14 protein-coding genes are annotated in these 26674 nt (G+C 38.2%); 13 read left to right on the top strand and 1 reads right to left on the bottom strand.

The features are described 5' to 3' along the window. Positions 1–368: 368 nt before the first annotated feature. The gene (locus tag QF042_RS06105; RefSeq protein WP_307526324.1) at positions 369–3302 is read right to left on the bottom strand and encodes a pitrilysin family protein; all 2934 of its coding nucleotides are present in this window, start codon (positions 3300–3302) and stop codon (positions 369–371) included. Positions 3303–3523: 221 nt separating this feature from the next. Here QF042_RS06105 and surE point away from each other — a divergent pair, with 221 nt between their 5' ends. From surE to QF042_RS06170, 13 genes are all read left to right on the top strand, one after another. Continuing rightward, positions 3524–4363, top strand: coding sequence for a 5'/3'-nucleotidase SurE (gene surE, locus QF042_RS06110; RefSeq protein ID WP_307526326.1), 840 nt, complete (start codon positions 3524–3526; stop codon positions 4361–4363). Between the two features lie 12 nt (positions 4364–4375). Then, positions 4376–4648 carry a stationary phase survival protein SurE gene (locus QF042_RS06115; protein ID WP_307526328.1) on the top strand — a complete coding sequence of 91 codons (273 nt, stop codon included), beginning with the start codon at positions 4376–4378 and terminating at the stop codon, positions 4646–4648. Between the two features lie 145 nt (positions 4649–4793). Further along, complete coding sequence (lpxB, locus tag QF042_RS06120; RefSeq protein ID WP_307526330.1) at positions 4794–5897, top strand: lipid-A-disaccharide synthase; 1104 nt, start codon at positions 4794–4796, stop codon at positions 5895–5897. A 189-nt stretch (positions 5898–6086) separates the two neighbouring features. Continuing rightward, a complete protein-coding gene (locus tag QF042_RS06125) occupies positions 6087–9272 on the top strand; it encodes a SusC/RagA family TonB-linked outer membrane protein (protein WP_307526332.1) in 3186 nt (1061 codons plus the stop codon). Positions 9273–9282: 10 nt separating this feature from the next. Continuing rightward, the gene (locus QF042_RS06130) at positions 9283–10953 is read left to right on the top strand and encodes a RagB/SusD family nutrient uptake outer membrane protein (RefSeq protein WP_307526333.1); all 1671 of its coding nucleotides are present in this window, start codon (positions 9283–9285) and stop codon (positions 10951–10953) included. Positions 10954–11150: 197 nt separating this feature from the next. After that, positions 11151–12155: a LacI family DNA-binding transcriptional regulator gene (locus tag QF042_RS06135; protein WP_307526335.1), complete on the top strand. Its 1005-nt coding sequence runs from the start codon at positions 11151–11153 to the stop codon at positions 12153–12155. A 210-nt stretch (positions 12156–12365) separates the two neighbouring features. Further along, positions 12366–14810: a glutaminase family protein gene (locus tag QF042_RS06140; RefSeq protein WP_307526337.1), complete on the top strand. Its 2445-nt coding sequence runs from the start codon at positions 12366–12368 to the stop codon at positions 14808–14810. A 33-nt stretch (positions 14811–14843) separates the two neighbouring features. Further along, positions 14844–17024, top strand: a complete 2181-nt coding sequence (locus QF042_RS06145) for a hypothetical protein (protein ID WP_307526339.1) — start codon at positions 14844–14846, stop codon at positions 17022–17024. A 19-nt stretch (positions 17025–17043) separates the two neighbouring features. Further along, on the top strand, positions 17044–19311 hold the full coding sequence (locus QF042_RS06150) for a GH92 family glycosyl hydrolase (RefSeq protein ID WP_307526341.1): 2268 nt from the start codon (positions 17044–17046) through the stop codon (positions 19309–19311). 71 nt (positions 19312–19382) lie between these two features. Further along, complete coding sequence (locus tag QF042_RS06155) at positions 19383–20255, top strand: ROK family protein (RefSeq protein ID WP_307526343.1); 873 nt, start codon at positions 19383–19385, stop codon at positions 20253–20255. A gap of 667 nt (positions 20256–20922) precedes the next feature. After that, a complete protein-coding gene (locus tag QF042_RS06160) occupies positions 20923–21483 on the top strand; it encodes a discoidin domain-containing protein (RefSeq protein WP_307526345.1) in 561 nt (186 codons plus the stop codon). 86 nt (positions 21484–21569) lie between these two features. Beyond that, positions 21570–24773 (top strand): TonB-dependent receptor, encoded by a 3204-nt coding sequence (locus QF042_RS06165; RefSeq protein ID WP_307526348.1) that lies wholly within the window; start codon positions 21570–21572, stop codon positions 24771–24773. A 10-nt stretch (positions 24774–24783) separates the two neighbouring features. Continuing rightward, complete coding sequence (locus QF042_RS06170) at positions 24784–26616, top strand: RagB/SusD family nutrient uptake outer membrane protein (protein ID WP_307526350.1); 1833 nt, start codon at positions 24784–24786, stop codon at positions 26614–26616. Positions 26617–26674: the final 58 nt, after the last annotated feature.

The following is a 26674-nucleotide window of genomic DNA, read 5'->3' on the forward strand; positions in this document are numbered from 1 at the left end:
ACAAAATTTCGTTTTTAAACCGGATTGAAGGGGAGATCCTTTTTTGCGGCCAAGTGCGTGGGTATTGGGCAAAAAAGATCGCATCGAAAAGCCGGAAGAAACACTTAATAAAACTTTCGGGACCCTGCTTTTCCAATCCAGGGTAGGATTAAGAACCTGCAGTTCAATGATCTGGAAAACATTTTAAGTTTGGTGTTTAGCGGTTAGCGTCTGGCGTTTAGTTAACTGGTTTAAACAATTAACCCTTTAGACATTGAACTAAGCAACTAAATAAAAAAGCGATTCCCGTTTTTCGGGAATCGCTTGTAAGTATTTAATCTAAAGCTTTGGGCTTACCTTAAACCCTCTGCCTTTTACCTTCCACCTTTTTAGTATCCAAAAATCTGCTCCAGGCTTAATTTAGTTACCGGACCAAATTTTGCTAAATCGGCCATGTTGATTTTTTTCTCTGAAGCAACAATACAATAGCTGTATGGCTTGCCCGAAAGATTGGTTTGATGGAATGATTTTACATCATTAAAAGTTAATGGTTTTAAGTTCGCGTATTCATCAACTCTCGAGTCGTGATCGAAACCTAATTTTTTATCTGCCAAATAGCTATAGATAATTCCATCTTTAGTTATACGACTGGTTTCCAGGCCGTTTAATGAATTTGTTTTAGATAGGGCAAATGATTTATCCGACTCTGGTAAAGTGGTTAACAACTCATTCATACCTGCAACTGCTTCGTTCATTTTGTCGGCCTGTGTACCTACATAAGCGATAACGGTATTCTCTTTCTCTTTGGTATTTGGAGAAGAATATACTGCGAATGTAGAATAAGCCAGGGCTTTAGATTCGCGAATGGTTTGGAATACAACTGAACCCATGCCACCGCCGAAATAGTTGTTAAATAAAGCAATTTTTGCAGCATTAGCCGGGTCGTATAACCCGCCATTACGTACCCAGCGGATTTCTGCCTGAACCATATCGTAATCAGCAAAGTAAACTTTGTTCGAATCGGTTTTGGTGTACACAAATTTCTTAATTGGTGCAGCATCTGTAAATTCTTTGGCCAATGGGTGTGCTTTAACAATATCAGCAGAAAATGCCGCTAAAGTTTTAGGGCCGTAATAAGTAATGGTGTGTTTGTAATTGGTAAGGTTGTGTAAGATGTAAATCAAATCTGTCGATTTCATGTTTTTGATCTCATCATTAGTTAATCCATAATTAAAAGGATTATCTGCACCATACTGTGCATAACTCATTAAACCACCAAGAATTGATGATTTATTTAATTTTGCGTTATCTCTCGATTTTAACAAACGACCTTTCAAATCTTCTAAGGCTTTTTCGTTTGGTTTGCAATTGGCCAAAACATCTTCTACCAAGGCAACAGCTTTATCAAAATTTTCTTGTAAACCGCTGATGGAAATTGTTGTTACATCAGTACCTACATTTATGCTATAACTACAGGCAATGTTGTAAAATGCTTTGCTAATATCCTCTGCCGAATATTTATCAGTACTTAAGAAAGCCAAATACTGAGCAGCGTAAGGCAATAGCTTGTAGTTGTAAGAACCCATATCAAAACGGTAACTCATACGGAAGATTCCGTTTTCGGTGTTTTGAATTGCAATTACATCAGCAATGCCTGCTTTACCGAAATTAAGGTCTTTTGTATAATCTAAAAATTTAGGTGCAATAGGTTTTACCGGAGCAGCAATAATATTTTTGGTGAATGGAGAAACCTCATTTACGTTGGTTTTTACTGCAGTAATGGCTGGTTTTTCTACTTTAATAATGCTCTTATCTTCGCCTTTATGTTTTAAGATAGAAACATAATTGTTAATGAAAAATTTGTTGGCAAAGTCTACAATTTCCTTTTTGGTTACTTTAGCCATTGCATCAGTTGATGCCAGGGTTTTATCCCATTCTGTACCACGGTTTTGGATAAAGGCATTCATAGCGAAATCTGCACGAACATCATTATTGTCAAAGCTTTGGAGTTCGGCCAGTTTAATGTTGGAAACAGTTGCTTTAATCAAACTTTCATCGAATTCACCTTTTTTAAGCAACTCTACCTGCTCTAACAATAACTTTTGCGCTTCTTCTAAACTTTGTCCGGCTTTAGGCGAGCCAGATAAAATGAAGATTCCATAATCTTTCATGGAATTATAACCGGCACTGGCCCTCAACATTTTTTGTTGTTTATTAATGTTGATATCCATTAAACCCGCTTTACCGTTTGCCAGGATACTGCCGATTAAATCCAGTAATAAACTTTGGTGAGTATTTTGGGCAAAACCTCTGTAGGCAACGTATAAGTTTTCGGCGCTTGGACCGTAAATATCAACCGTTTGAACCTGCGTTAATGGTTTTTCTGGTGCAGGATTATAAAGCGACAAAGGTTTAGGTGCCATAAAGGCGAATTCTTTATCTATCTTTTTAATTAAATCATCATAATTAATATCGCCGCTCATAATTAGGGCCATATTATTGGGCACATAATATTTGTTGTAATATTTTCTGATTTCGATTAACGATGGGTTTTTTAAATGCTCAATAGTACCAATAGTGGTTTGTTGTCCGTAGTTATGTGTTGGGAATAAAGCATACAGCATTTTCTCATACATTTTACGGCCATCATTGTCCATACCGATGTTTTTCTCTTCGTAAACAGCTTCTAACTCGGTATGGAAGATGCGGAAAACCGGGGCGCGGAAACGTTCTGCCTGTACCGCCAAAAATTTATCAATGGCATTTGATGGAAGGTCTTCTTCATAAACGGTTTCTTCTACCGAGGTGTGGGCATTGGTAGAATTACTTCCGATCGATTTCATCATTTTATCGTATTCGTTTGCGATAGAATAATTAGAAGCTTCGCCCGAAGTTTTATCAATTTCCTTATAAATCTCTTTACGTTTAGCCGGATCGGTAGTTTTATTGTAGGTTTCGTAAAGTGCCTCGATTTTATCTAAAAGTGGTTTTTCTTTGGCATAATTTAGCGTTCCGAATTTATCCGTTCCTTTAAATAAAAGGTGTTCCAAGTAATGCGCTAAACCGGTATTGGTACGTGGATCGGTATTACTACCCGCTCTTACCGCCATTTTATAAGTAATATTCGGCTCTTTATTGTTCTGAGATAAAATTACAGTTAAACCGTTTTTTAAAGTATAAAAACGTGTTTTGGTCGGGTCGTTGGTTACATACTTGTAGGCAAAGCCACCAGAAGTTCCTGTTTTCCATTGGTAGGTAGTTTGCGCTTTCGCTAAAGAACCTGTAATTAGAAAACAAGCCAAAGTAAATAGTTTAAATTTCATTGCTTGGTTTTGGTTTATGATCATGAGTGCGTATCTGGTAGTTTAAGCTTGATCTCAAATACTGCCTTCATTTTTAATAAGTTATTTATTCAAATATATATGCTTTCTCGTATCTAACGAAATATTTTTGCTTTCAGAACTAAAAATATAGGAATAAATGATTTTTGCATATAAACCATGCTTTATTGTGCCTTGAATTTATAATCTGTATTTTTACCGGCATGACAAAGCAGGGCACAAAACCAACTATTTTGGTTGTAAATGATGACGGGATTACCGCTACAGGCATCAAAAATTTAATGGAGGTAATGCAGGAGCTGGGCAATGTGGTGGTGGTTGCGCCCGATAGTCCGCAAAGTGGAATGGGGCATGCTATTACCATAGGTAAACCGATCCGTTTTGATAAGGTTGATCTTTATGCAGGTGTAGAAATGTATAAATGCAGCGGAACCCCGGTTGATTGCGTTAAAATTGCGGTAAATAAGATTTTTAAAGGTAAAAAACCTGATCTGTGCGTATCAGGAATTAACCACGGACTAAATAATTCGATTAATGTGCTCTATTCAGGTACCATGTCTGCTGCGGTAGAAGGTGCAATAGAAAAAATTCCATCTATTGGTTTCTCTTTAGATGATTTTGCGGCCGATGCCGATTTTAGTCATACCAAAAAATACATTAAAAACATCTGCGAGCAGGTTTTGACGAATGGTTTGCCAGAAGGAACGCTTTTAAACGTGAATTTTCCGAAAGGTGATCACCTAAAAGGCGTTAAAGTTTGCCGTCAGGCTAATGCCAAGTGGATGGAAGAATTTGATGAAAGAACAGATCCTTACAAGCGCCCATACTATTGGTTAACGGGTGTTTTTGAAAATTTTGACAAAGGGGAAGATACCGATGTTTGGGCATTAGAACACAATTATGTTTCTATCGTTCCGGTTCAGTTCGATTTAACGGCGCATCATGCCATACAAACCCTTAACAGTTGGGAATTTATTGGTAATGCTGATTCGAAACCTGTGGGTACTAAAGTTTCGGCGCCTGATGGCATTAATTTAGGTTAAGCGCTAACTGTTATGATTGATCAGTTAAAAAGATTAAATAATTCGGTATGGATAGGTTTAGGCATTGGTTTACTTGTGCCAGCAATATTTTGTGCTATTGCCTGGTACATTATTAACCATGTGGCTTCCCTTGCTAAAGCAGATCTGTTATATATTGGGGGTATTGCCATAAATGCTTATACCATGCAATACTTTTTTAAATACAACAAAGAAAATATAGGTAGAGGTATATTGGCCGCAACGTTTTTGTGCGCTTTTGTATTTTTTGCGTATAAGGTTTTTTAAAAATGCAGAAGTATATAAGTCAGTTCGTCATCCTGAATTCATTTCAGGATCCTAATGCTATTTGCTTTAAAATTCCTGCCTGCGCAGGAATGACGATCACTTTTTATCTTACGTCTAATGATAGATTTGCTGTAAAATAATAACTATGAAATACTACCTCGTAGCCGGAGAAGCCTCAGGCGATTTACATGGCGCCAACTTAATGAAAGCCTTAAAAGCTGAGGATAGTGAAGCTATGTTCAGGTATTTCGGCGGTGATAAAATGGAAGTCGAGGGGGGCGAGCTGGTTAAACATTATGCTGATATGGCTTTTATGGGCTTTACTGAAGTAATCCTAAATTTAAGAACCATTTTCAGACACCTCAAAGCCTGTAAAGATGATATTTTAAAATGGAGGCCTGATGTGCTGATCCTGATCGATTTTCCAGGTTTTAATTTAAAAATCGCGGAGTTTGCAAAGGCCAATGGCATAAAAGTATGTTATTATATTTCGCCTAAAGTTTGGGCCTGGAACCAAAAACGGGTACTTAAAATCAAAAAGGTTGTCGATCATATGTTCTGTATCTTACCTTTCGAAGTAGATTTCTATAAGGAATGGGGGATGAAGGTAGATTACGTTGGCAATCCCTTGTTAGATGAAATTGCGCAGTTTACACCGGAGCTGAATTTTCGCGAAAACCATCAATTGGGAGGTGGGAAAATTATTGCCCTTTTGCCTGGTAGCCGCAAGCAGGAAATAGAACGTTTATTGCCAGTGATGTTAAGCATTACTGAAAGTTATCCCGATTATGTATTTGCCATTGCTGCTGCACCAACTTTTACCGAAAGTTACTATCACCAGTTTACAGGAGATAAAAAGATTCACTTGCTTTTTAACAATACCTATAATTTATTGCGCCATGCCCATGCTGCAATCGTGGCGTCTGGAACAGCTACGCTAGAAACTGCTTTGTTTAAAGTTCCGCAGGTGGTGGTTTATAAGGGAGGAACTATTTCAATTGCCATAGCCAGGATGTTGGTGAAAATTAAATTCATTTCACTCGTTAACCTGATCGTAAATAAGAAGATTGTAACCGAACTCATCCAGGAAGATTGTAGCACTCAAAAAGTAAACGAAGAGCTTAAAGTCATCCTGGCAGGAACTGGCAGGAGTGAGATGTTAAAACATTACGATGAGCTTCTTTTACTTATGGGCAAGCCAGGTGCTTCAGCAAAAACGGCCAGATTAATTTCTACATATCTACAGTAAATTTATATTTCCGCAAACGTAACATTTTAAGGGTTTTTCATTTTTTTTAAAACAAAACCCTGTTTAAGACGTTACTAAATCGTTTTGCGGAAATCTTAACTATAACTAATTAATCTCGTAGCTCTTATTAATTTAGTAAAATTTTGGCCGCATTGCGTAACTAATTATAAACTAAACTAGTGAGTGCCAATGAAAAACATTTTACTCAGGACGACAGGATTCCTATGCCTTGTCCTACTTTCAAGCCCCCAGTTGTTTGCGAAAATTACGAGCGAAAAAAAGAATTTAAACCGCTACTATTTTCAGCAGGATACAACTAAAAAACAAGACACAACAAAAAAAGTTCCGGTGGCTAAACCTGCTGATTCGGTAAAAGTACCACCAAACCCGCTTGGTGGTTCGCGCCCGGTGACTGCCCCTGCACCTGCCGCAACTACAACAGCACCTGCTACGCCTGCGAGCACTGCTCCTGCAGCATCGGCAGCCCAAAAAACAATTACCGGTACCGTTGTGGATGAGCAAAAAATCGGTTTGCCCGGCGTTGGGATTAAGATCCAGGGCAAAACAGGTGGTACCGTAACACAAGAAAATGGTAAATTCAGTATCAATGTTACTGCCCCAACCGATGTGCTGTTATTTAGCTACATCGGTTACCAGACTAAATCTGTTCCGGCTGGTAATGGAGCAACGCCGTTAACCATCAATTTAGTACCGTCGCAATCTCAAAAATTAGATGAAGTAGTGGTGGTTGGTTATGGCACATTAAAAACAAAAGAAGTTACTTCATCCGTTGCCCACGTAGATACTTCCCAATTTAGGCAAAGTGGCGCCCGGAATCCACTCGATCTGATCCAGGGTAAAGTTGCTGGTTTAAACCTCACTCGAACGAGTGGTTCAAATCCGAATTCCGGGGTTAATGTACAACTACGTGGGGCAGTAACCGTAACAGGAAGCTCTAGCCCTTTATTTGTTATCGATGGAATACCTGGCGGTAACCCCGATCTCTTGCAGCAAGATGATATACTCTCGGTTGATGTACTTAAGGATGGTTCTGGTGCTGCAATTTATGGTACCAGTGCAAATGCGGGTGTAATCCTGATCACCACTAAAAAAGGGAAACCAGGTGCGCCACAGTTTAATTACTCATCTTATCTCCGTAAAGAATTCATCCAAAATAGATTAGACTTTTTAACTGCAGATGAATTCAGGCAAAAAATTAGCTCAGGAGTATTAGATGCTCAGGATTATGGAGCAAGCGAAGATTTGTATGGAAGTTTAATCAATAAAGATAACTTGTCACAAAATCATAACCTATCATTATCTGGAGGTACGAACAATACAAATTATCGTGCAAGTTTAAACTACCGGGATTTACAAGGGATTGGACTGGAAAATGGACGAAAAGAATACACCGTTAGGTTAAATGTAAACCAGAAAGGTTTTAATGATAAGCTGAATGTTCAAATGAACCTGGCTTCAAACTTTAACAATGCAAATACATTAGGTGGAAGTGGTTGGGAAGAAGAACTGGTTAAAAATCCAACCAAACGGATTTATAACCCAAACGGAACTTTTTATTTTGATAATCAAAGTACCAATCAATATGCCAGATTACAGCAAGAACGGAACAAAAGAAAACAGCAAACAAGTTCGGCAGATATTAAAGCAGATATAGACCTTGCGAAAGGATTAAAGGGATCAGTATTTGGTTCGGTACAGCGTGATAGCTATACCGACGGCGCATGGGCATCAATTTTTTCTGAACGTTCTGTAGAAGATGCTGATTATCCTGGCGGGGGCTATGCCAGTAAAGGTAATTTTCTTTCTCAAAGTTTTGCACTTGAACCGACACTACAATATAATACCATTTTAAAAGAAAAACATTCTATTTCTGCTGTAGCTGGTTATAGTTACCGCTATTATATAGAAGAAGGCCAGTCGGCAAGTAACCGTGGTTTTATCAATGATCAGTTTCATGAAGATAATTTAACGACAGGTATTGCATTAACTGACGGGAGAGCAACGGCTACAAGTTTTAAAAATGACAATACTTTAATTGCATTTTTTGGAAGAGTTAACTATGCCTTCAACAATAAATACCTTTTACAATTGATATTGAGACGTGAAGGCTCTTCAAAATTTGGAGAAAACAACAAATGGGGAAATTTCCCGGCAGTTTCGGTTGGTTGGAATATATCTGACGAAAACTTCATGAAAAATGTAAAATGGGTAAATTACTTAAAACTTAGGGCTGGTTATGGTGTAACCGGTAATTCTGGTTTTGCCAACAATGCTTCGAGGGTAGTTTTAGGTGGTGGAGGAAGATACCTTTATCCTGATGGTTCGTACAGGGAAACTTATGGTCCAACAACCAATGTTAACCCTGATTTAAAGTGGGAAACCAAAAGAGAGTTAAATATTGGTGCCGATTTTACTTTGTTTAACAGCAAATTAACAGGTGCGTTGGATTTATTTAACAGAACAACAAAAGATCTGTTGGATCAGTACACCACTCCACAACCTCCGTATGTATTGTCTAACATTTATGCTAATGTAGGTACCATATCTTCTAAAGGTATTGAATTGGCCCTAAGTTATCAGGCAATAAAAAATAAGGATTTTACTTTTAGCATGGACTTTACCGGAAGTACCTTAAGTAACAAACTGGTAACTTATTCTAACGATATTTTCGACGTCCGGTACAAAACTTTCGGAGGTATTGGTGGATCAGGTGCATTAGGTGATGCTATTACCACTTACGAAGGTGCACCATTGGGTGAGTTTTGGGGTAAACGTTTTGCCGGCTTCGATGCTGCTGGAAAATGGCTGTTCTATAACCGCAATGGGCAAGCAGTACATAACGATCAGATTAATTACTCAAAAGATCCGAACCTTACCGATTTAGCGCTGATTGGTAATGCAATCCCGAAATATTATGCCTCGTTTACTGCTAATCTAGCTTATAAGAACTGGGATTTCAGAATGTTTGTAAGAGGGAAATTTGATTATCAGATATTAAATACTACGGCACTTTCTTACGGAAACCCATCTATAAAAGGTAGTAATTATCTAGCCTCAGCTTTTGATAAGTACAGCCAAATTAACGATACCTACATGTACTCTGATTATTATCTGGAAAACGGTACCAACTTAAAAATCGATGAAATAACTATTGGGTACAACTTTAAATTAAAAACGAAGCTTATCCGCAACCTGCGCCTCTATGCCACCGGACAAAACTTAATTACCATAACCGGCTATACAGGTAACGATCCTGATTTTGTTTTGGATACCGGCTTAGGCCCAGGTGTTGATAATCGAAATGCTTATCCAAGTACCAGGTCATTCTTGTTTGGTTTAAACCTTGGCTTCTAAACTTACTACTATGAAAACTAATTTAAAATATATTTTATTGCTTGCGCTTGCGGGATTTACATTTTCCTGTACAAAGCTTGATGAAAACGCTTACGATCAAATCCCAGCTGATAAATTTTATACCAATAAAAATGAAGTATTATCTGCTGTTTTACGTCCTTATACCCATGCCAACGCCTGGGTTACACCGTCAGGACAGAATGGATGGTGGCGCATGGCCGAACTTTCTGCCGATCAACTTGCATGGCCCACTAAAGGCCCGCATGGAGAAGATGGCGGTCAGTGGAAAAGGTTACATTATCATACCTGGACGGTAGACGAAGATGGATATAACAATGCATGGAATTTAATGTACTGGGGTATGGGCTTATGTAACAGTCCGATTCAAAATTTGGAAAGCAGAAGTATTAGCGAAATGGGGATTACCCAAGCGGAAAAAGATTCTTTTATTGCAGAATTGAAACTTCTGAGGGCATTTCACTATTTGAAACTGATGGATTTATGGGGGAATATTCCAATTAGTACCACGGTACCTGTTGGTAGTGTACCCACGAGCGATTACCCGGCAACATCAAGCAGACAACAGGTTTTTGCTTTTGTTGAAAAAGAAATAAAAGAAAATATCGATAAGGCGCCTAAACTCTCGAGGCAGATGTTAGGCCGGATGTCTCAGGCAGGGGGCTATGCGATGCTCGTGGATCTCTATTTAAATGCTGAAGCCTGGACCGGAACTGCCCGTTGGGATGATTGTATTGCTGCGGCAGATAAGCTAATCAACGGTGAGGCTGGTGGTCAAAACGGAGCTATGGCCTTGGATCCAAATATTTTAGATCAATTTAAGAATACCAACGATTTATCGAAGGAAGTTATCTTTTCGGTGGCTTACGATTATAAAAGAGCCAATTTTGAACCAGCTTTTGCTGCAGATTTTTTTCACTTCGCCCAAAAAGATATCTATGGTGGTGGCCGAAATGGTAACGATGGGGTGGTTGTGATTCCTGGTGTTTATAACACTTTTAAGAATGAAGATTTAAGAAAAAAAGAATGGTTACTTATTGGTCCTCAGTTTAAATTTTCTAATCCAAAGCAACCTGTAGAGGGAACGGTAGAATATGCTGGTAAACCCCTTGTTTTTGTTGATAATATTCAAAAGAACTCAAAAAATTCAACTGTTTCTACAATGAGCGAAGGTGAAGAAAATAGTGGTGTTCGTTTTAATAAATATAGGTTGGGTAATTCAATTGCTGGTTTTGTAGTTAACGGTGCAGATACTGTTGCCGTTCAGCCCGATCCGAATTATAACAATACCGATTGGAACATTTACCGCCTTACCTGGATTTATTTTGCCAAAGCAGAAGCAATCATGCGTAAAAATGGTGGTGTTGCAACTGCCGATGCTGTAGCATTAATCAATACCTGTAAAAAGAGGGCATATACTGAAGCTACCTGGCCATCTCATGAGTATACAACTGCTTCATTATCTTTAGATGAACTGTTGGCCGAAAGGGGAAGAGAATTTATTTTCGAAGGATTTAGAAGAGACGATCTGATCCGTTTCGGCAAATTTACTACAGCTGAGTGGTGGGACCATAGACCATCCTCAGCTTTTAGGAATTTATATCCGATTCCACAAAGACAGAGAGACTTAAATACGAAACTCACCCAAAACCCCGGATATTAATTTTGATACAAAAGGCGCTTCAAATAGCGCCTTTTGTTGTTTTAAGCCTTCATATTTAGGCTGTGCCGCCCTTTCACAAGCGTTTCTAAAACGATTAACATAAAAAATGTTAAATTGCGTTTCTATAATATGCAAAATTTAAAAGCTGCAATTTTTATTTAGCTTTGAATTGATTAACTTAAAAGAAATCCAACCAAATGAAATCGCTTTCTATCAAAGATATAGCCGTAAAAGCAAATGTATCCATTACCACAGTTTCGTTCATTATTAACGGTAAAGCAAAAGAGAAATCGATAAGCGAAGCAGTAATAGAGAAAGTAGAAAAAATTATCGAAGAAAGCGGTTATAAGCCTAATCAGATTGCAAGAAGTTTAAGAACCGGTAACTCCAATATTATTGGTCTAATTATCGAAGATATTTCCAATTCATTCTTCTCCAGGATTGCAAGGTTAATCGAAGATAAAGCTTATAAAAGAGGATATAAAATCATTTATTCCAGCACAGAAAACAGTATCGAAAAAGCGAAGGAACTGATTAACATGTTCAAATCGCGAAAAGTTGATGCCTATATCATCTCTCCCATAAAAGGAATAGAAGAGGATATTCAGATGCTTCTTGATGATGGAAACCCGGTAATCCTGTTTGATAGAAATTTGCCGGACATTAATACCAGCTACGTTGGCGCCGATCATTTTAATGCTTCATACCAATCCATACAGAGTTTTATCGATCAAGGTAAAAAGAATATTGCCTTGGTTACCACTGATATAAATGTGGAACAAATTATTGAGCGATACGATGGTTATAAAAAAGCATTAGAGGATAACGGAATCAAATATGATGACAGCCTGGTTTTAAAGATTCATTTTAATCAGGAAGAGAGCGAGACCATTGCTCAGATTAAAGAACTCTTAGAAAATAAACAAATCGATGCAGTATTATTTGCAACCAATTATTTGGCAATTAGTGGCTTAAAAGTGTTAAAAAAGATCAATAAGAAAATAGGCGACGACTTTGCTGTTATTGCCTACGATGATCATGAAGCTTTTGAACTGCATACGCCTGGTATCTCAACGGTTCAACAACCACTCGAAGAAATTGCAGAAAATGTAATTAAGCTAATTCTTAAACAATTGTCGACCAAAACTAAACCGGAGAAACAGGAAATCATTATTCCGGCTAAATTAATTATAAGGGATTAAAAGCTGGTAACTTAAATGTTACATTAAGCTGTTTTAATATGATTTTTATTTCTCTAATATTGAATTAGTAAAACGTTTTACTTTAATCGGCGCCAAGCAGTAGTAATCCTTAATCTAGCGGTCATTTTAACAATTTTTTGTTTTCCGGAACAAAGAATTGTCTGACAGGTTTAAGTAAAACGATTTATGAATGAAACCAAATATTAATTTATGAGAAACTTTTCCTTAGTAGCGCTTTGTCTTTTTTTTAATTTAATTACAAAAGCTCAGGATAAGGCACCTGCCTATCCGTTAATTACGCACGATGCTTATTTCAGTATTTGGTCTTTTGGTGATGGGCTTAATCAATCGGTAACTAAACATTGGACAGGGAAGGAGCAATCTTTGCTGGGTATTATTAAGGTAGATGGGAAATTTTACCGGTTTTTAGGCGAAGAAAGCAAAACCTTTAAAGAAATACTCCCAACTGCTGATGCATTAAAATACCAGGCTAGTTACAGTTTCGATAAACCTGAAGCGGGCTGGGAAAATAACAGTTACAATGATAATGCCTGGAAAAAAGCTGAAGCCCCTTTTGGAGACGATAATTCTGCCAGGACAAAATGGAATAGCGACGATCTTTACTTTAGGAGAACCTTCGATATAGCCAATGTATCGGCTGCAAAAAAATACCTTAAACTCAATCATGATGATAATGTAATTGTTTATTTAAACGGTAAAGTAATTTACAAAAAGAACGGATGGGTTTCTGATTATATCTACTTACCCATTGAGGATGGTATCTTAAAAACAGGAAAAAACGTATTGGCAATCCATTGTAAAAATACAGCAGGTGGCAGGCATTTAGATGCTGGAATTGTAGAAGAAGATGCACAGAATGTAAAAATTGCTTCAGCTACCCAAACCCATGTAAGCATCGAGGCTACCACTACAAAATATACTTTTGCGGCAGGTAATATAGAATTGCAGGTGAGTTTTACTTCGCCATTGTTGCTTAACGATATCAAATTAACCGCCAGACCAATCAGTTACATCAATTATGCTGTAAAATCAACAGATGGTAAGTCGCACGGCGTAGATATTTTCTTTGGTGCATCATCTAACCTGGCTGTAAATACGCCAAACCAAAGTGTTTCGGCATGGAAGAATTCGAAAAACAATCTCTCCATCTTAAAAATAGGAACCGTAGAGCAGCCGGTGTTAAAGAAACGGGGAGACGATTTGCGTATTGATTGGGGCTACTTATATGTTGCCGTTCCTGCCAGGTTTAATGCCACTCAATTTATAGCTACGCAAAACGAAAGCTTAAAAAGTTTCGTCGATTCCAAATACCCTACACAAGCACAGGTTTTAAATTCGAAAAACCTGAACCTAAGCAGTATTATTCCTTTCGGTTCGGTTTCTTCAACCCCGGTAGATAAGTATATGATGTTGGGTTATGATGACCTAAAATCGGTTGAATACTTTGGCGAAAAGCTGCCACCAGTTTGGAGACTTTCGGGTAGTCAACAGTTTGAAGATCAATTGGCCGAGGCCAATGCTCAATACCCTTTGTTAAAAACTAAGTGCGCCACTTTCGATGCTAAATTATATGCCGACGCAGAAAAAGCAGGGGGAAAAGAATATGCTGATATGTGTAAATTAGCTTATAGACAAGCTATTGCAGCGCACAAAATCGTATACGCTCCTAATGGAGATATCCTGTTCCTATCAAAAGAAAATTTTAGTAATGGATCAATCAATACGGTAGATGTAACTTATCCATCAGCGCCACAATTTTTAGTTTACAATCCTGAATTGTTAAAAGGAATGTTGAATGGTATTTTCTATTATTCAGAAAGCGGAAAATGGAAGAAACCGTTTGCAGCACACGATTTAGGTACTTATCCATTAGCAAACGGCCAAACCTATGGTGAAGATATGCCTGTAGAAGAGGCTGGAAATATGATCATATTAACTGCTGCAATTACCAGGGCAGAAGGTAATGCAAAATATGCCGAGAAACATTGGGAGGTAATGTCGGTATGGGCTAATTATTTATTAAGGGAAGGATTTGATCCTGCAAACCAGCTTTGTACCGATGATTTTGCCGGTCATTTAGCCCGTAATGCAAATTTATCGGTAAAGGCGATTGTGGCATTGGGTGCCTATGCACAAATGGCACAGCAACTGGGTAAAACCGATGTAGCAACCAAATATAGATCTGCTGCTTTGCAAATGGCACAGAATTGGATGAAAATGGCCGATGATGGTGACCATTATGCCTTAACCTTCAATGATAAAAATACCTGGAGCCAGAAATATAATTTGGTTTGGGATAAACTTTTAAAACTGAATCTTTTTCCAAAAGAGGTTTATAAAAAGGAGATTAACTTTTATTTAACCAAACAAAAAGATTTCGGATTACCATTGGATAGTCGTAGAACTTACACCAAATCTGACTGGATTATGTGGACTGCTACTTTGGCCGATAACGAAGTCGATTTTCAAAAATTTATCAGTCCGATATACCGTTTTGCTACCGAAACAGAAAGTAAAGTGCCGTTGAGCGACTGGCATGAAACCACCAATGGAAAAATGACAGGTTTTCAGGCGAGAAGTGTTGTTGGTGGTTATTTTATCAAAATGTTAGCCGATAAATGGAATATTAAATAGCCGTTGCAAGCATAAACCTTAAAGTATAAATATATGATCTTCTTTAAATCCTGTACATTAATTTCGTTATCCATTGTTACTTTTGCTTTGCATAACGATGTTTTTGCACAGGTAAAATCTAAAGAAAAAACTTCTTTCCAGGTTTCAGCACCCTGGAGTCCTGATTATGATGTGAGATCGGATATTGCAATGGTTTATGGCATAAATGATGGCAAGGTGAGTTTCGAAGAACGTGTAAAAGGCTATCGGGATAAAGGGTATGAAGTTCAGTTTATGACGGGTATTGCCTGGGGGCAGTATCAAGATTATTTCCTGGGGGAGTGGGATGGAAAAAACCATTTAGATGAAGGCCAGGTCATGCAGAATGGCGAAACCATCTGGCATGGGAATAATGTTCCTTATACTGTTCCATCGGCAAGTTATCGGGCTTATATGAAAACCCATGTAAAAAGGGCAATTGACGCTGGTGTAAGTGCAATTTATCTGGAAGAACCTGAGTTTTGGGCAAGAGCAGGTTACGGTGAAGCTTTCAAAAAAGAATGGCAAAAATTTTATGGTACGCCCTGGATGCCCCAGCACGAATCGCCGGAAGCAACCTATCTGTCTTCAAAATTAAAATATCAGCTTTATTTTAATGCCTTAAAAGAGGTTTTTAGCTATGTTAAAAGTTATAGTTTAAGCAAGGGCAAACGCGTTAAATGTTACGTGCCCACCCATTCCTTACTCAATTATTCTTCCTGGCACATTGTAAGTCCCGAAGCCAGTTTAGCTAATCTTGATGGCATGGATGGTTATATCGCTCAGGTATGGACAGGTACTTCACGTGAGCCTGTTTTCTACAATGGAAAAAGTAAAGAACGTGTTTTCGAAAACGCCTTTCTCGAATATGGATCGATGGTTTCGATGACCGCCCCAACAGGAAGAAAAATATTCTTTTTAACCGACCCGATAGAGGATAGGGCAAGATCATGGGACGATTACAAAGTGAATTATCAGGCCACTTTTACCGCAGAACTATTGTACCCTATGGTTGATAATTATGAGGTAATGCCATGGCCAAACCGCATTTATAAAGGTAAGTTTGTTGTAGAAGGCATGAAAGAAAAACAACCAATTTCGCCTGATTATGCCACACAAATGCAGGTAATGGTGAATTCGCTCAACCAGATGCCCTTGTCTAAAAATAAATTGAACGGTAGTCAGGGGATAGGTGTTTTGCTATCAAACTCTTTAATGTTCCAGAATTTTCCAACACACCAGGGCTACAGCGATCCTTATCTTTCCAATACTTACGGCTTGGCTGTTCCATTATTAAAACATGGTATTCCGGTTGAAACAGTGCACATCGAAAACCTCGCCAATAAGAATACCTTGAAAGACATCAAGGTATTGATCATGAGTTATTCGAACATGAAACCTTTAAGTGCCGAATATCATGAGCTATTGACAAAATGGGTTAAAAGTGGGGGGGTACTTTTATATTTTGGAAGAGATAATGATCCTTTCCAAAACATTAAAGAGTGGTGGAATACAAACGGAAATACATTCAGGGCTCCATCTGAACATCTTTTCGGTATGTTGGGAATAAACCCAACAACTACCGATTCGGCCTATAAAGTGGGTCATGGTAAAGTATATGTGGTCAGGAAAGATCCAAAAGAATTGGTCATGAAAGCCAATGGAGATACCGATTTCATCTCCACACTTAAAGCCGCTTACGAAACGGATGCAAAAGCTGGAGAACTAATCATCAAAAACAATTTTGTGTTAAACCGTGGGCCTTTTGTTATTGCCGCTGTAGTAGATGAAAGTCCAAGCAAAGAGCCATTAAAGCTATCTGGAAGTTATATCGATCTTTTCAATCCTGAATTGCCGATCTTAAACCAGAAAGTAATCGATCCAAAAACACAAGCCTATCTTTTCGACCTCAATAAAATCGAAAATAAAAATAAACCACAGGTTTTAGCCGCCGCATCAAGAGTAACTGGTGAGATTATTGATCAAAATGGATACAGCTTTATCGCGAAGAGTCCGGCAAATACCAACAACATCATGCGCATTTTATTACCTGCAAAACCGGTAGCAATTACCGCAAAAACTAATGGGAAAAATTTAGTGCTCAGTAAAAATGAGTGGGATAACCAATCGAAAACACTGCTTTTGGGATTCGAAAATTATAGCGAGGGTGTAACCGTTAACATCAGCTTAAAATAATAAACACAAACACACACAAATGAAACTTAAATTAATCACATCAATCTTATTTTGCATTGCCGCCAAAGGGTTATTGGCGCAGCAAAAGGATTGGGTTCACTATGTTAACACACTGCAGGGAACCAATTCTAAACACGAACTCACGCGGGGGAATACCTACCCAACAACTGCCTTGCCTTTTGGAATGCATACCTGGACCCCCCAAACCGGTAGAAATGGTGATGGCTGGAAATATCAATATGCTAAAGATAAAATCAGAGGTTTTCAGCAGGCACACCAATGCAGCTCGTGGACAAGGGATTATGCCGTATTTTCTTTAATGCCAATGGCTGATGAGCTAGTAGTTGACGAAAATAAACGCGAAGCAAAATTTAGCCATAAAGATGAGATTGCCAAACCAAACTATTATAAAGTAACGTTCGAAAACGAGATCACCACAGAGATTTCGCCATCAGAGCGTGGTGCGCACCTCCGTTTCAGCTATCCAAAAGGCAAAAGAAGTTTTTTGATTTTAGATGGTTATACCAGATTGAGCGGCGTTCAGCTCTATCCCAAAGAAAATAAAATAACTGGCTGGATAAACAACGGCGAAGGTTTTAAAAGAGGTTGGAAAAGTTATTTCGTAATCCAGTTCGATCAACCAATTAAATCTTATGGCACCTGGGAAAACAAACGTAATACGGTAAATAAAGACTCTCTCTCAGCCGAAGGGTTGGGAAAAGGTGCATTTGTTCAGTTCGAATCAGGATCAAAAGTTCAGGTTAAAACGGCTTCATCCTACATCAGTTTAAAACAGGCCGAACTCAATTTAAAAAGAGAATTGGGCAACGATAAAACGTTAGAAGATACCAAAGCCAATGCCGCTGCGGTATGGAATAAATCGCTGGGTAAGGTAGAAGTAGAAGGCGGATCGAAAGCAGATATGGAAACTTTTTATTCTTGCTTTTTTAGGGCAAGCCTGTTCTCCAGGAAGTTTTACGAGCTAAATGAAGCCGGAAAACCATATTATTTTAGTCCTTATGATGGTAAAGTACATGATGGATATATGTTTACTGATACGGGTTTCTGGGATACCTTTCGTGCACAATTTCCACTAAATACACTGGTGCAGCCAGAAATGCACGGTCGTTATATGCAGGCCATGCTCGATGCTTACGAGCAATGCGGTTGGTTGCCGTCCTGGTCTTTTCCTAGCGAGGCAGGAAGCATGATTGGGAACCACGCTATTTCTTTATTGACCGATGCCTGGGCAAAAGGAATCAGAACATTTGATCCGAAAAAAGCGCTAGATGCTTATTATCACGAAGCAATGAACAAGGGGCCATGGGGCCCGGCAAATGGCAGGGATGGCGTAACCGAGTATAATCAATTGGGCTATGTACCATATCCAAAATATCGGGAGGCTACCGCTAAAACATTAGAATATGCTTATGATGATTATTGCGCTTACCATTTGGCTAAAATGATTGGCGATAAACATTATATGGATGTTTTTGAGAAACCAATGTTCAATTATAAAAATGTTTACGATCTATCTACCCGTTTTATGAGGGGTAGGAACGCGGAGGGAAAATGGTCTCCAAATTTCGACCCAACAGAGTGGGGAGGGCCATTTACCGAAGGAAATGCATGGCACTGGCAATGGTCGGTTTTTCAGGATACCAAAGGCCTGATTAATCTGATGGGCGGATACAACAATTTTACGGCAAAGCTCGATTCTGTTTTTAGCGAACCTAATAAAGTAAATGTAGGTTCGTATGGAGGGATGATTCATGAAATGACCGAAATGGTAATGGCTAACATGGGGCAATATGCCCATGGTAACCAACCTATACAACATATGGTTTATTTATATAATTATGCTAACCAGCCGTGGAAAGCACAATTTTATGCTCGTGAGGTGATGCGTAAACTTTACAATGCTACAGAAAATGGTTATCCGGGAGATGAAGACCAGGGGCAAACTTCATCGTGGTATGTGTTAAGCGCACTAGGGTTTTATAGTGTAACGCCGGGTACAGGAGAGTATGTTTTAGGAAGCCCTATGTTTAAAAAAACGACCATTAATTTAGAAAATGGCAAAAAGTTTGTCATTGAGGCACCTGCCAATAATATTACCAATGTTTATATAAAATCGGCAAACTTAAATGGTAAAAATTACACCAAAAATTTTATAAACCATAGCGATTTGTTAAAAGGAGGGGTGTTAAAATTAGAGATGAATGTTAAACCTTCGTTAAATAGAGGGTTATTGGAAGAAGATAAGCCATTTTCGCTCAGTAAATAGATATTGAATTGCTACTTTTGGCGAATTAATTCAGATTAATAAAGAATAGATAACAGAAATATATATATAGAATGGAAAAGCCTGTTGCATTAGGTGTAGATATTGGCGGCTCGCATATTACAGCCGCATTGGTGGATTTGGAAACAAGAACTTTGGTGAAGAATTCTATCAAACGTAGCCCTGTGAACTCACAGGAGAACAAAGAAGTGATTTTATCGGCTTGGTGCGATATTATTAATAAAGCTTTTCAGAATATAAACGGCACTAGGAATGTGGGCATAGCCATGCCCGGGCCATTTAACTATGAAGAAGGAATTTCATTAATTAAAGATCAGGATAAGTTTAAATCGCTTTACCAGGTTAATGTGAAAGAAGAGTTGGCTAAACGATTGGATATTCCTGTCGAAAATATTCATTTTATAAATGACGCTGCTGGCTTTTTACAGGGCGAAGTTTTTGCTGGTGCTGCCAAAGGAAATGTCAGTGTATTGGGCTTAACGCTTGGTACGGGACTAGGCTCATCGCTTTGTCTCAATTATAAAGCCTTTGATGCTGATCTCTGGAACTCCGAATTTTTAGACGGAATTGCTGAAGATTACTTATCTACGCGCTGGTTCGTAAAACGTTTTAATCAACTAAGTGGAAAAGTAGTTGCCGGGGTTAAAGAGCTGGTAGAAATTGTAGAAACCGATCATCATGCAACCATGGTTTTTATGGAATTCGGCTATAATCTGGCACAGTTCCTGATCCCTATTATTAAGGAACACAAAATAGATACTGTAATAGTTGGTGGTAATATTGCACAATCTTTTAGTGCATTCGCTCCCGAATTAATCGCAACACTTAAAGGCAATGGAATAGATACTCAAATAAAAATTTCAGAACTAAAAGAACATGCAGCATTAATTGGTGCCGCAAGCTGTTGCGATTTGAGCTTAACTTAAATATGGTTTAAGCGCCGAAACTATTAAAGCAAATTTCTATCAAAAGCCACGGAATTATAATCTTAATAAAATAATTCTGTAGCTTTTCTTTATTTATCCTTCATTTTTTTACAAACAGGTAATATAATCCATCATAATTGCCTGTTTTTGTCGCATTTAGAGCTAAATGCAAGAATTATATTGTAATTTTTTTTAAAAAGATTGAAATTAATTTTTCATTTGCAATAATATTCTTATAATTGTTTAATAAAACGTTTTAGCTTATTAACAAACTAACTTTAGCTACATCCCATTTATTTAATATATCAGGAAAAGTTTTAATCTAATGATTGAGGCTTTTTTTTGAGACAAGTAACTAAAACGTTTTAGTATTATTTAAAATAACTATTTGCTAATCAATAAACAAAGAAGACTTACTATGAACTAAAATTTACACCTATTAAAAAACCATCCCGTTCCCAGCGGATAACAAACCAAACTAAAACTCAAGATGAACAAAAAATTACTAAACCAGCTATGGGTAGGTACTACAGCCTGCAACAATATTTCGGTCTAATTGTAGGAAGGTAACTACTTCCAAAAAACCGATTTAACTGCCAGAATATCCATTATTCTGGCCCCCATCATTACACTTTTTACTAACTAATAAACCTTAAATTAATTAATTATGACTCTTTTAAAAATTACAAGGAGCGCTATCGGACTTTGTATGGTCCTGGTTTTGCTTCTTGGGTGCGGTAAAGAAGAATACCCCTCAGTAGATCTTTTTACCTGGAAAGCCAAAGTTGATGTAACGGCAAAAGCCACACTCTCTGTTAACGTAGAAAACGCTGGCGGGGCCTCTGCCGGAGAAGGATCTTTAAAGGTCGTGGATAATGATATTAACTCGAAATTCCTGATCAATCCTTATCAGTCTAGCCTTTATCTCCAGTTAACTTTTCCTTCACCCCAACAAGTGGCATCTTATACTTTAACATCAGGTGGCGATGCGCCTGACAGGGATCCTAAAAACTGGAAATTAAGCGGTTCTACAGATGGTAGCAACTGGGTAGATCTTGATACCAGGACAGGTGAAGCGTTTTCTGGCCGTAACCTGACCAAAACCTACAATTTCAAAAACAAAGTCCTGTATAAATACTACAGACTTAGTATTACGGCAAATAATAACGGTTCTCTGTTCCAGTTGTCTGAGTGGCGTGTAATTGAAGTGCCAGAGGAGCAACAATAGTCTGCCAATTTAACCGGTGGACAATAAAATTTATTTCAACTGATCAATAGACCTAATAACAGTATTCTGTTAATAATAAAATAATTATGAAGAAAAGAATTACAAATTTAACTGAGGGCAGGCTCAAGTTTAAAGATTGTGCTTTTAAGGCTATCGCTTTTACTTTAGCTTTAAGCAGTGGTTTTTATGCAACAGCTAATGCTTCAGCTATTAATATAAGCAGTTCGGTTTCAGTTACTCAAGCTAAAGCCGATATTGTGATACGCGGTATCATTAAAGACGAAACAGGTGCACCACTACCAGGAGCAGGCGTTAAGGTAAAAGGCAGTTCTACCAGTGCGGCTGCAGATGTGAATGGCGCATTTACTATTACCGTTCCTGATCAAAATACAGTTTTAATTATAACTTATGTTGGTTATGATTCTAAAGAGATTACGGTGGGCACGCAAACCGTGTTGGATATCCGTTTGAAAGAAACGGTTGGTGCTAATTTACAAGAGGTCGCCATTGTAGGTTTCGGTACACAAAAGAAGGAAAGCTTGGTTGGTGCGCAATCATCAGTAAACGTTGCTGATTTAAAACAACCAGTTTCTAGTATGAGTCAGTTATTGGCTGGTCGTATTCCAGGTGTGATTAACGTTTCTAGAAATGGTGAACCAGGCGCAACAGGATCCGACATTTTTATACGGGGAATATCTTCACTAACAGCTGGTGATAGGGGCCCGCTAGTAATTATTGATGGGGTTCCTAACCGTAACCTGAATGATATCAGTGTTTATGACGTGGAAAACTTCACCGTACTGAAAGATGCTGCCGCAACAGCGGTATATGGTATCCGTGGTGCAAACGGGGTAATCTTAATCAATACCAAACAAGGTAAAATTGGTACGCCGAAAATTAATGTGGAATATTATGAAGGCGTGAGCCGTTTCACCAAAAGACCACAATTAATTGATGGTGTAGATTACATGAACTTAGCTAATGAGGCTAAATATTCAGATTATTTAAGAGGTGGTGCTGCAGGTGCATTTACACCAGCATATTCTATAGATGCTGTTCAGAAAACAGCTGCCGGTACAGATCCTATCCTTTACCCGAACGTAAACTGGTTTGATGCCATTTATAATGATTTTGGTAGAAACAGATCAGCAACAGCTAACCTATCGGGTGGTGTAAGTAATGCAAAATACTATGTATCACTAGGTTATTATGGTGAAGATGGTTTATTTAAAACTGACGACGCCGTGAATTCTGCAGTTAAACAAAACTATGGCCGTTACAATGTTAGTGCAAACTTAAACTGGGATATTACCGGTACTACTAAATTAGATTTAGGTATCAAAGGTATTTTGTCGCAAAACAACTACCCAAGTAACTTCAGCGCACAGGATATCTTTAGCCAGGCTTTTTTGATTAATCCAACCTCTTTTCCAGTACTTTATCCAAATGGAAGCTTGCCAGGTATTAGTCCGCAGGCCGATCAACGTAATCCTTATGGTGATGTGACCAGAAATGGCTATAGAGTAGGTTACAGCAACCAGTTGTATTCAAATATGCGTTTAACGCAAGATTTAAAAGAGGTAACTCCAGGTTTATCGGTTACTACAATGTTCTCTTTTGACGTTAATAATAGCAATTCAATCAATAGAACTAAGAGAGAAACCATTTATAGAATTAACCCTAACGATCCTTATAACGTTGCGGGCAATGCTGCATCTGGTTATAAATATGGTTTAGTTCTTCAGGGACAAGATTTCTTAAATTATGGCATTGCCAATGGTGGTGATAAGAAAATGTATTTTGAAGCTGCTGTAAACTACAACCGTACATTTGGTAAACATGCGGTAAGTGGTTTGTTTTTGTACAATCAAAATGATAACACCAATCCATTTGCAGGTAATTTAACTCTTTCCCTTCCATACAGGTTACAAGGTATTGCGAGTCGTGCAACCTATGCTTACGATAATAAGTATTTTTTCGAGTTTAACGTAGGTTATAATGGTTCAGAAAACTTTGCGCCAGATAAACGTTATGGTTTCTTCCCTGCAATAGGTATTGGATGGTTGCTTTCTAGCGAGAAATTCTTCGAGCCGCTTAAAAATACCTTCCAAATGGTTAAATTCCGTTACTCTGATGGTATTGTTGGTAGTGGTGGTAGTGGTTCTGGCTATGCTGGTAGTGAGGGCGATCGTTTTTATTATTTAACAAAAGTAGGTGATGCAGGTGGTTATACATTTGGGCAGAACGGAAATCTTGGGAATAACGGATTAGGTGTAACTGCTTATGGAGTAGATGTAACCTGGGCCGAAACACGTAAACAGGATTTAGGTTTCGAATTAAAAACATTAAATAATAACCTGTCTTTAATTGTCGATTTCTTTAAAGAAAGAAGAAAAGATCAATTTATCTCAAGAGGTACCGTACCAAACTATATTGGTTTGGCTAACACGCCGATTGGTAACTTAGGTGTTGTAGAAAATAAAGGTATTGATGGTACCTTGCAGTATGATGCAAAGTTAGGTAAAGATTTAACACTTAATTTAAGAGCTAACCTTACTTTCAATAAAGATAAAGTAATTGAGAACGATCAGGCGCCAAAAGCTTATCCGTGGATGGAGCAACGTGGTCTTAATGTGCTGGCTTCTACACGCGTTGGTTATATTGCCGAGAAGTTGTTTGATAGCCAGGCAGAAATTAATGCCAGCCCTACACAATTTGGTACATTAATGCCAGGAGATATCAAGTATAAAGATTTAAACGGTGATGGTAAAATTGATTCATTTGACCAAACTATAATCGGTAGAGGCGATATTCCAAGTACAACTTATGGTTTCGGTTTCTCGTTAACTTACAAAAGTTTCGATTTCGGCTTGTTCTTCCAGGGACAGGATAATGCAGATATTCTCTTAAATATACCTTCATTCGCCAATTCAGGTGGTTTAGGTAATATGCTTGCTGTTGCTACAGATCGTTGGACTCCAACCAACCCTCGCCAAGATGCTGTTTACCCACGTTTATCTTATGGTGGTACCAATAACAACAATTATCAGTCGAGTACCTGGTGGAAACGTGATATCAGCTTCCTAAGATTAAAAAATGCAGACTTGGGTTACACCCTTAAGGAAGGTATTAAATCTATTGGTGTAAAACGTTTAAGGATATATGCAACTGGCTATAATGTCTTTACCATTAGTAAATTCAAACTTTGGGATCCAGAGCTTGGTACAAATAATGGTACCAGATACCCATTAACATCTAATTATTCTTTAGGTCTTACCGCTAATTTTTAAAATAAAAAGAATGAAAAAAATATTGATATATACAGTTGGCGCATTGCTGGTAGTAGGCAATTATGGCTGTAAGAAATTTTTAAATCAAGTACCTGATGATAGGCTTACTTTCGATCAGATGTACGAAAAAAAGGCTACTGTTGATCGTGCATTAGCAAATGTTTATTCTACACTCCCTGATCAGGATCAGGATCGTGCACCATCAGTAAATGGAAATATTGGCCCATGGACTGCTGCTTCTGATGAAGCAGATTATACCCTGCCCAATTTTAGTGAAAATGTAAATACAGGTGCATGGGATGCAACAAGCGGACAAGTAAACTACCACTGGCAAAACTTTTACCGTGGTATCCAGGCCGCAAGTTCCTTCATGGCAAATGTAACCAAGTGTACAGATTGTAATCTTGGAGGTATAGATATTGTTAACCGTTATTACAACGAGGCCAGGGCATTAAGAGCTATTTATTACTACCATTTGGTTAGGCAATATGGTCCGGTTGTTTTATTAGGAAATGATCCGATTGCATCTGACGCTCCATTAGTAGAAATAAGTAAACCACGTAACTCTATGGACGAATGTATTGATTACATTGTAAGTGAATTAGATGCTACAAGCGCACGTCTTCCTGCTACCCCACAAGCAAGTGAAGATTATGGACACATTACATCATCTGTTGCTGACGCCTATAAAATCAAAGCGTTGTTAACAGCTGCCCGCCCATTGTTTAACGGTAATACTGATTATGCGGGTCTTAAAAATCAGGATGGTAAACAATTGATCAGTCAAACAGCTAGTGCTGCAAAATGGACTAGATTGGCTACTGCTGCTAAAGCATTTTTAAATAACCCAAACTATTCTAGCTATGCGCTTTATAGTGTTGCCGCTACACCAGCTGGTTTACCAAATACGGCATTCAACAGAGCTTTTATCGCAACAAGGGATGTGTTTTTAAATGGTTGGAACTCTGAGATCATTTTCGGTAGAGGAGGTGATGTAACACTTTATCAATATTCATTAGCCCCTAATCATAACGGTGCTTCTGGTGGCGATAAAGGTGGCTCGTTCTTATCACCATCTCAACAATTGGTTGATGCATTCTTTACCGTAAATGGTTTACCTATCGAAAGCGATCCAGCTTATACTGCTAACGGAACATCAAGTTATCAGGCACCAGATCCAAACGATCAAAATGCGACAAGGGCAATTAGCAATATGTTTGTTAACCGTGAACCACGTTTTTATGCAGATATTACCTATACTGGTCGTAAATGGATTAACACATCTTCGAATATTATTACCGATTTTACCAATAGTGGTAATGCCGGTAAAGGAGCTATCGCGAATAACGATTATACCAAAACGGGTTACACTTCAAGAAAGCATTTGACGGTTGCAGGCTGGACATCTGGTAGAACTATTTTCACCACGATCAGATTGGCTGAGATTTATTTAGATTACATCGAGGCATTACAAGAGTCAAATCCTTCAGACCCTGATATCTTAATCTATCTAAACAGAATCCGTACCAGAGCAGGCATTGCACCTTATGGAAGTGGTGCTGGCGCATTACCTGTACCAACAGATATGAGAGATGCCATCCGTAGAGAGCGACGCGTAGAGTTGGCTTTCGAATTAGATCGTTATTTCTACACCAGAGAGTGGAAAATTGCAGAAACTACTGATACGCAGATTAAAGGTTTAAATATTGCCCAAAATGCACCAGGATTTTATACACCGGTTGTTACCGAAAATAGGGTTTTCCAAAAGAAACACTATTTGTGGCCTATACCAAATGGCGAAATTCAAAAAGTTCCTGTAATTGTACAAAATACAGGCTGGTAAAATACATATAGCACCGGGTGTTTCACCCGGTGCTTTTTTTAACCAATTAATGCTAACG

Origin of the sequence: Pedobacter sp. W3I1 (assembly GCF_030816015.1) — a bacterium.
GTDB lineage: Bacteria > Bacteroidota > Bacteroidia > Sphingobacteriales > Sphingobacteriaceae > Pedobacter.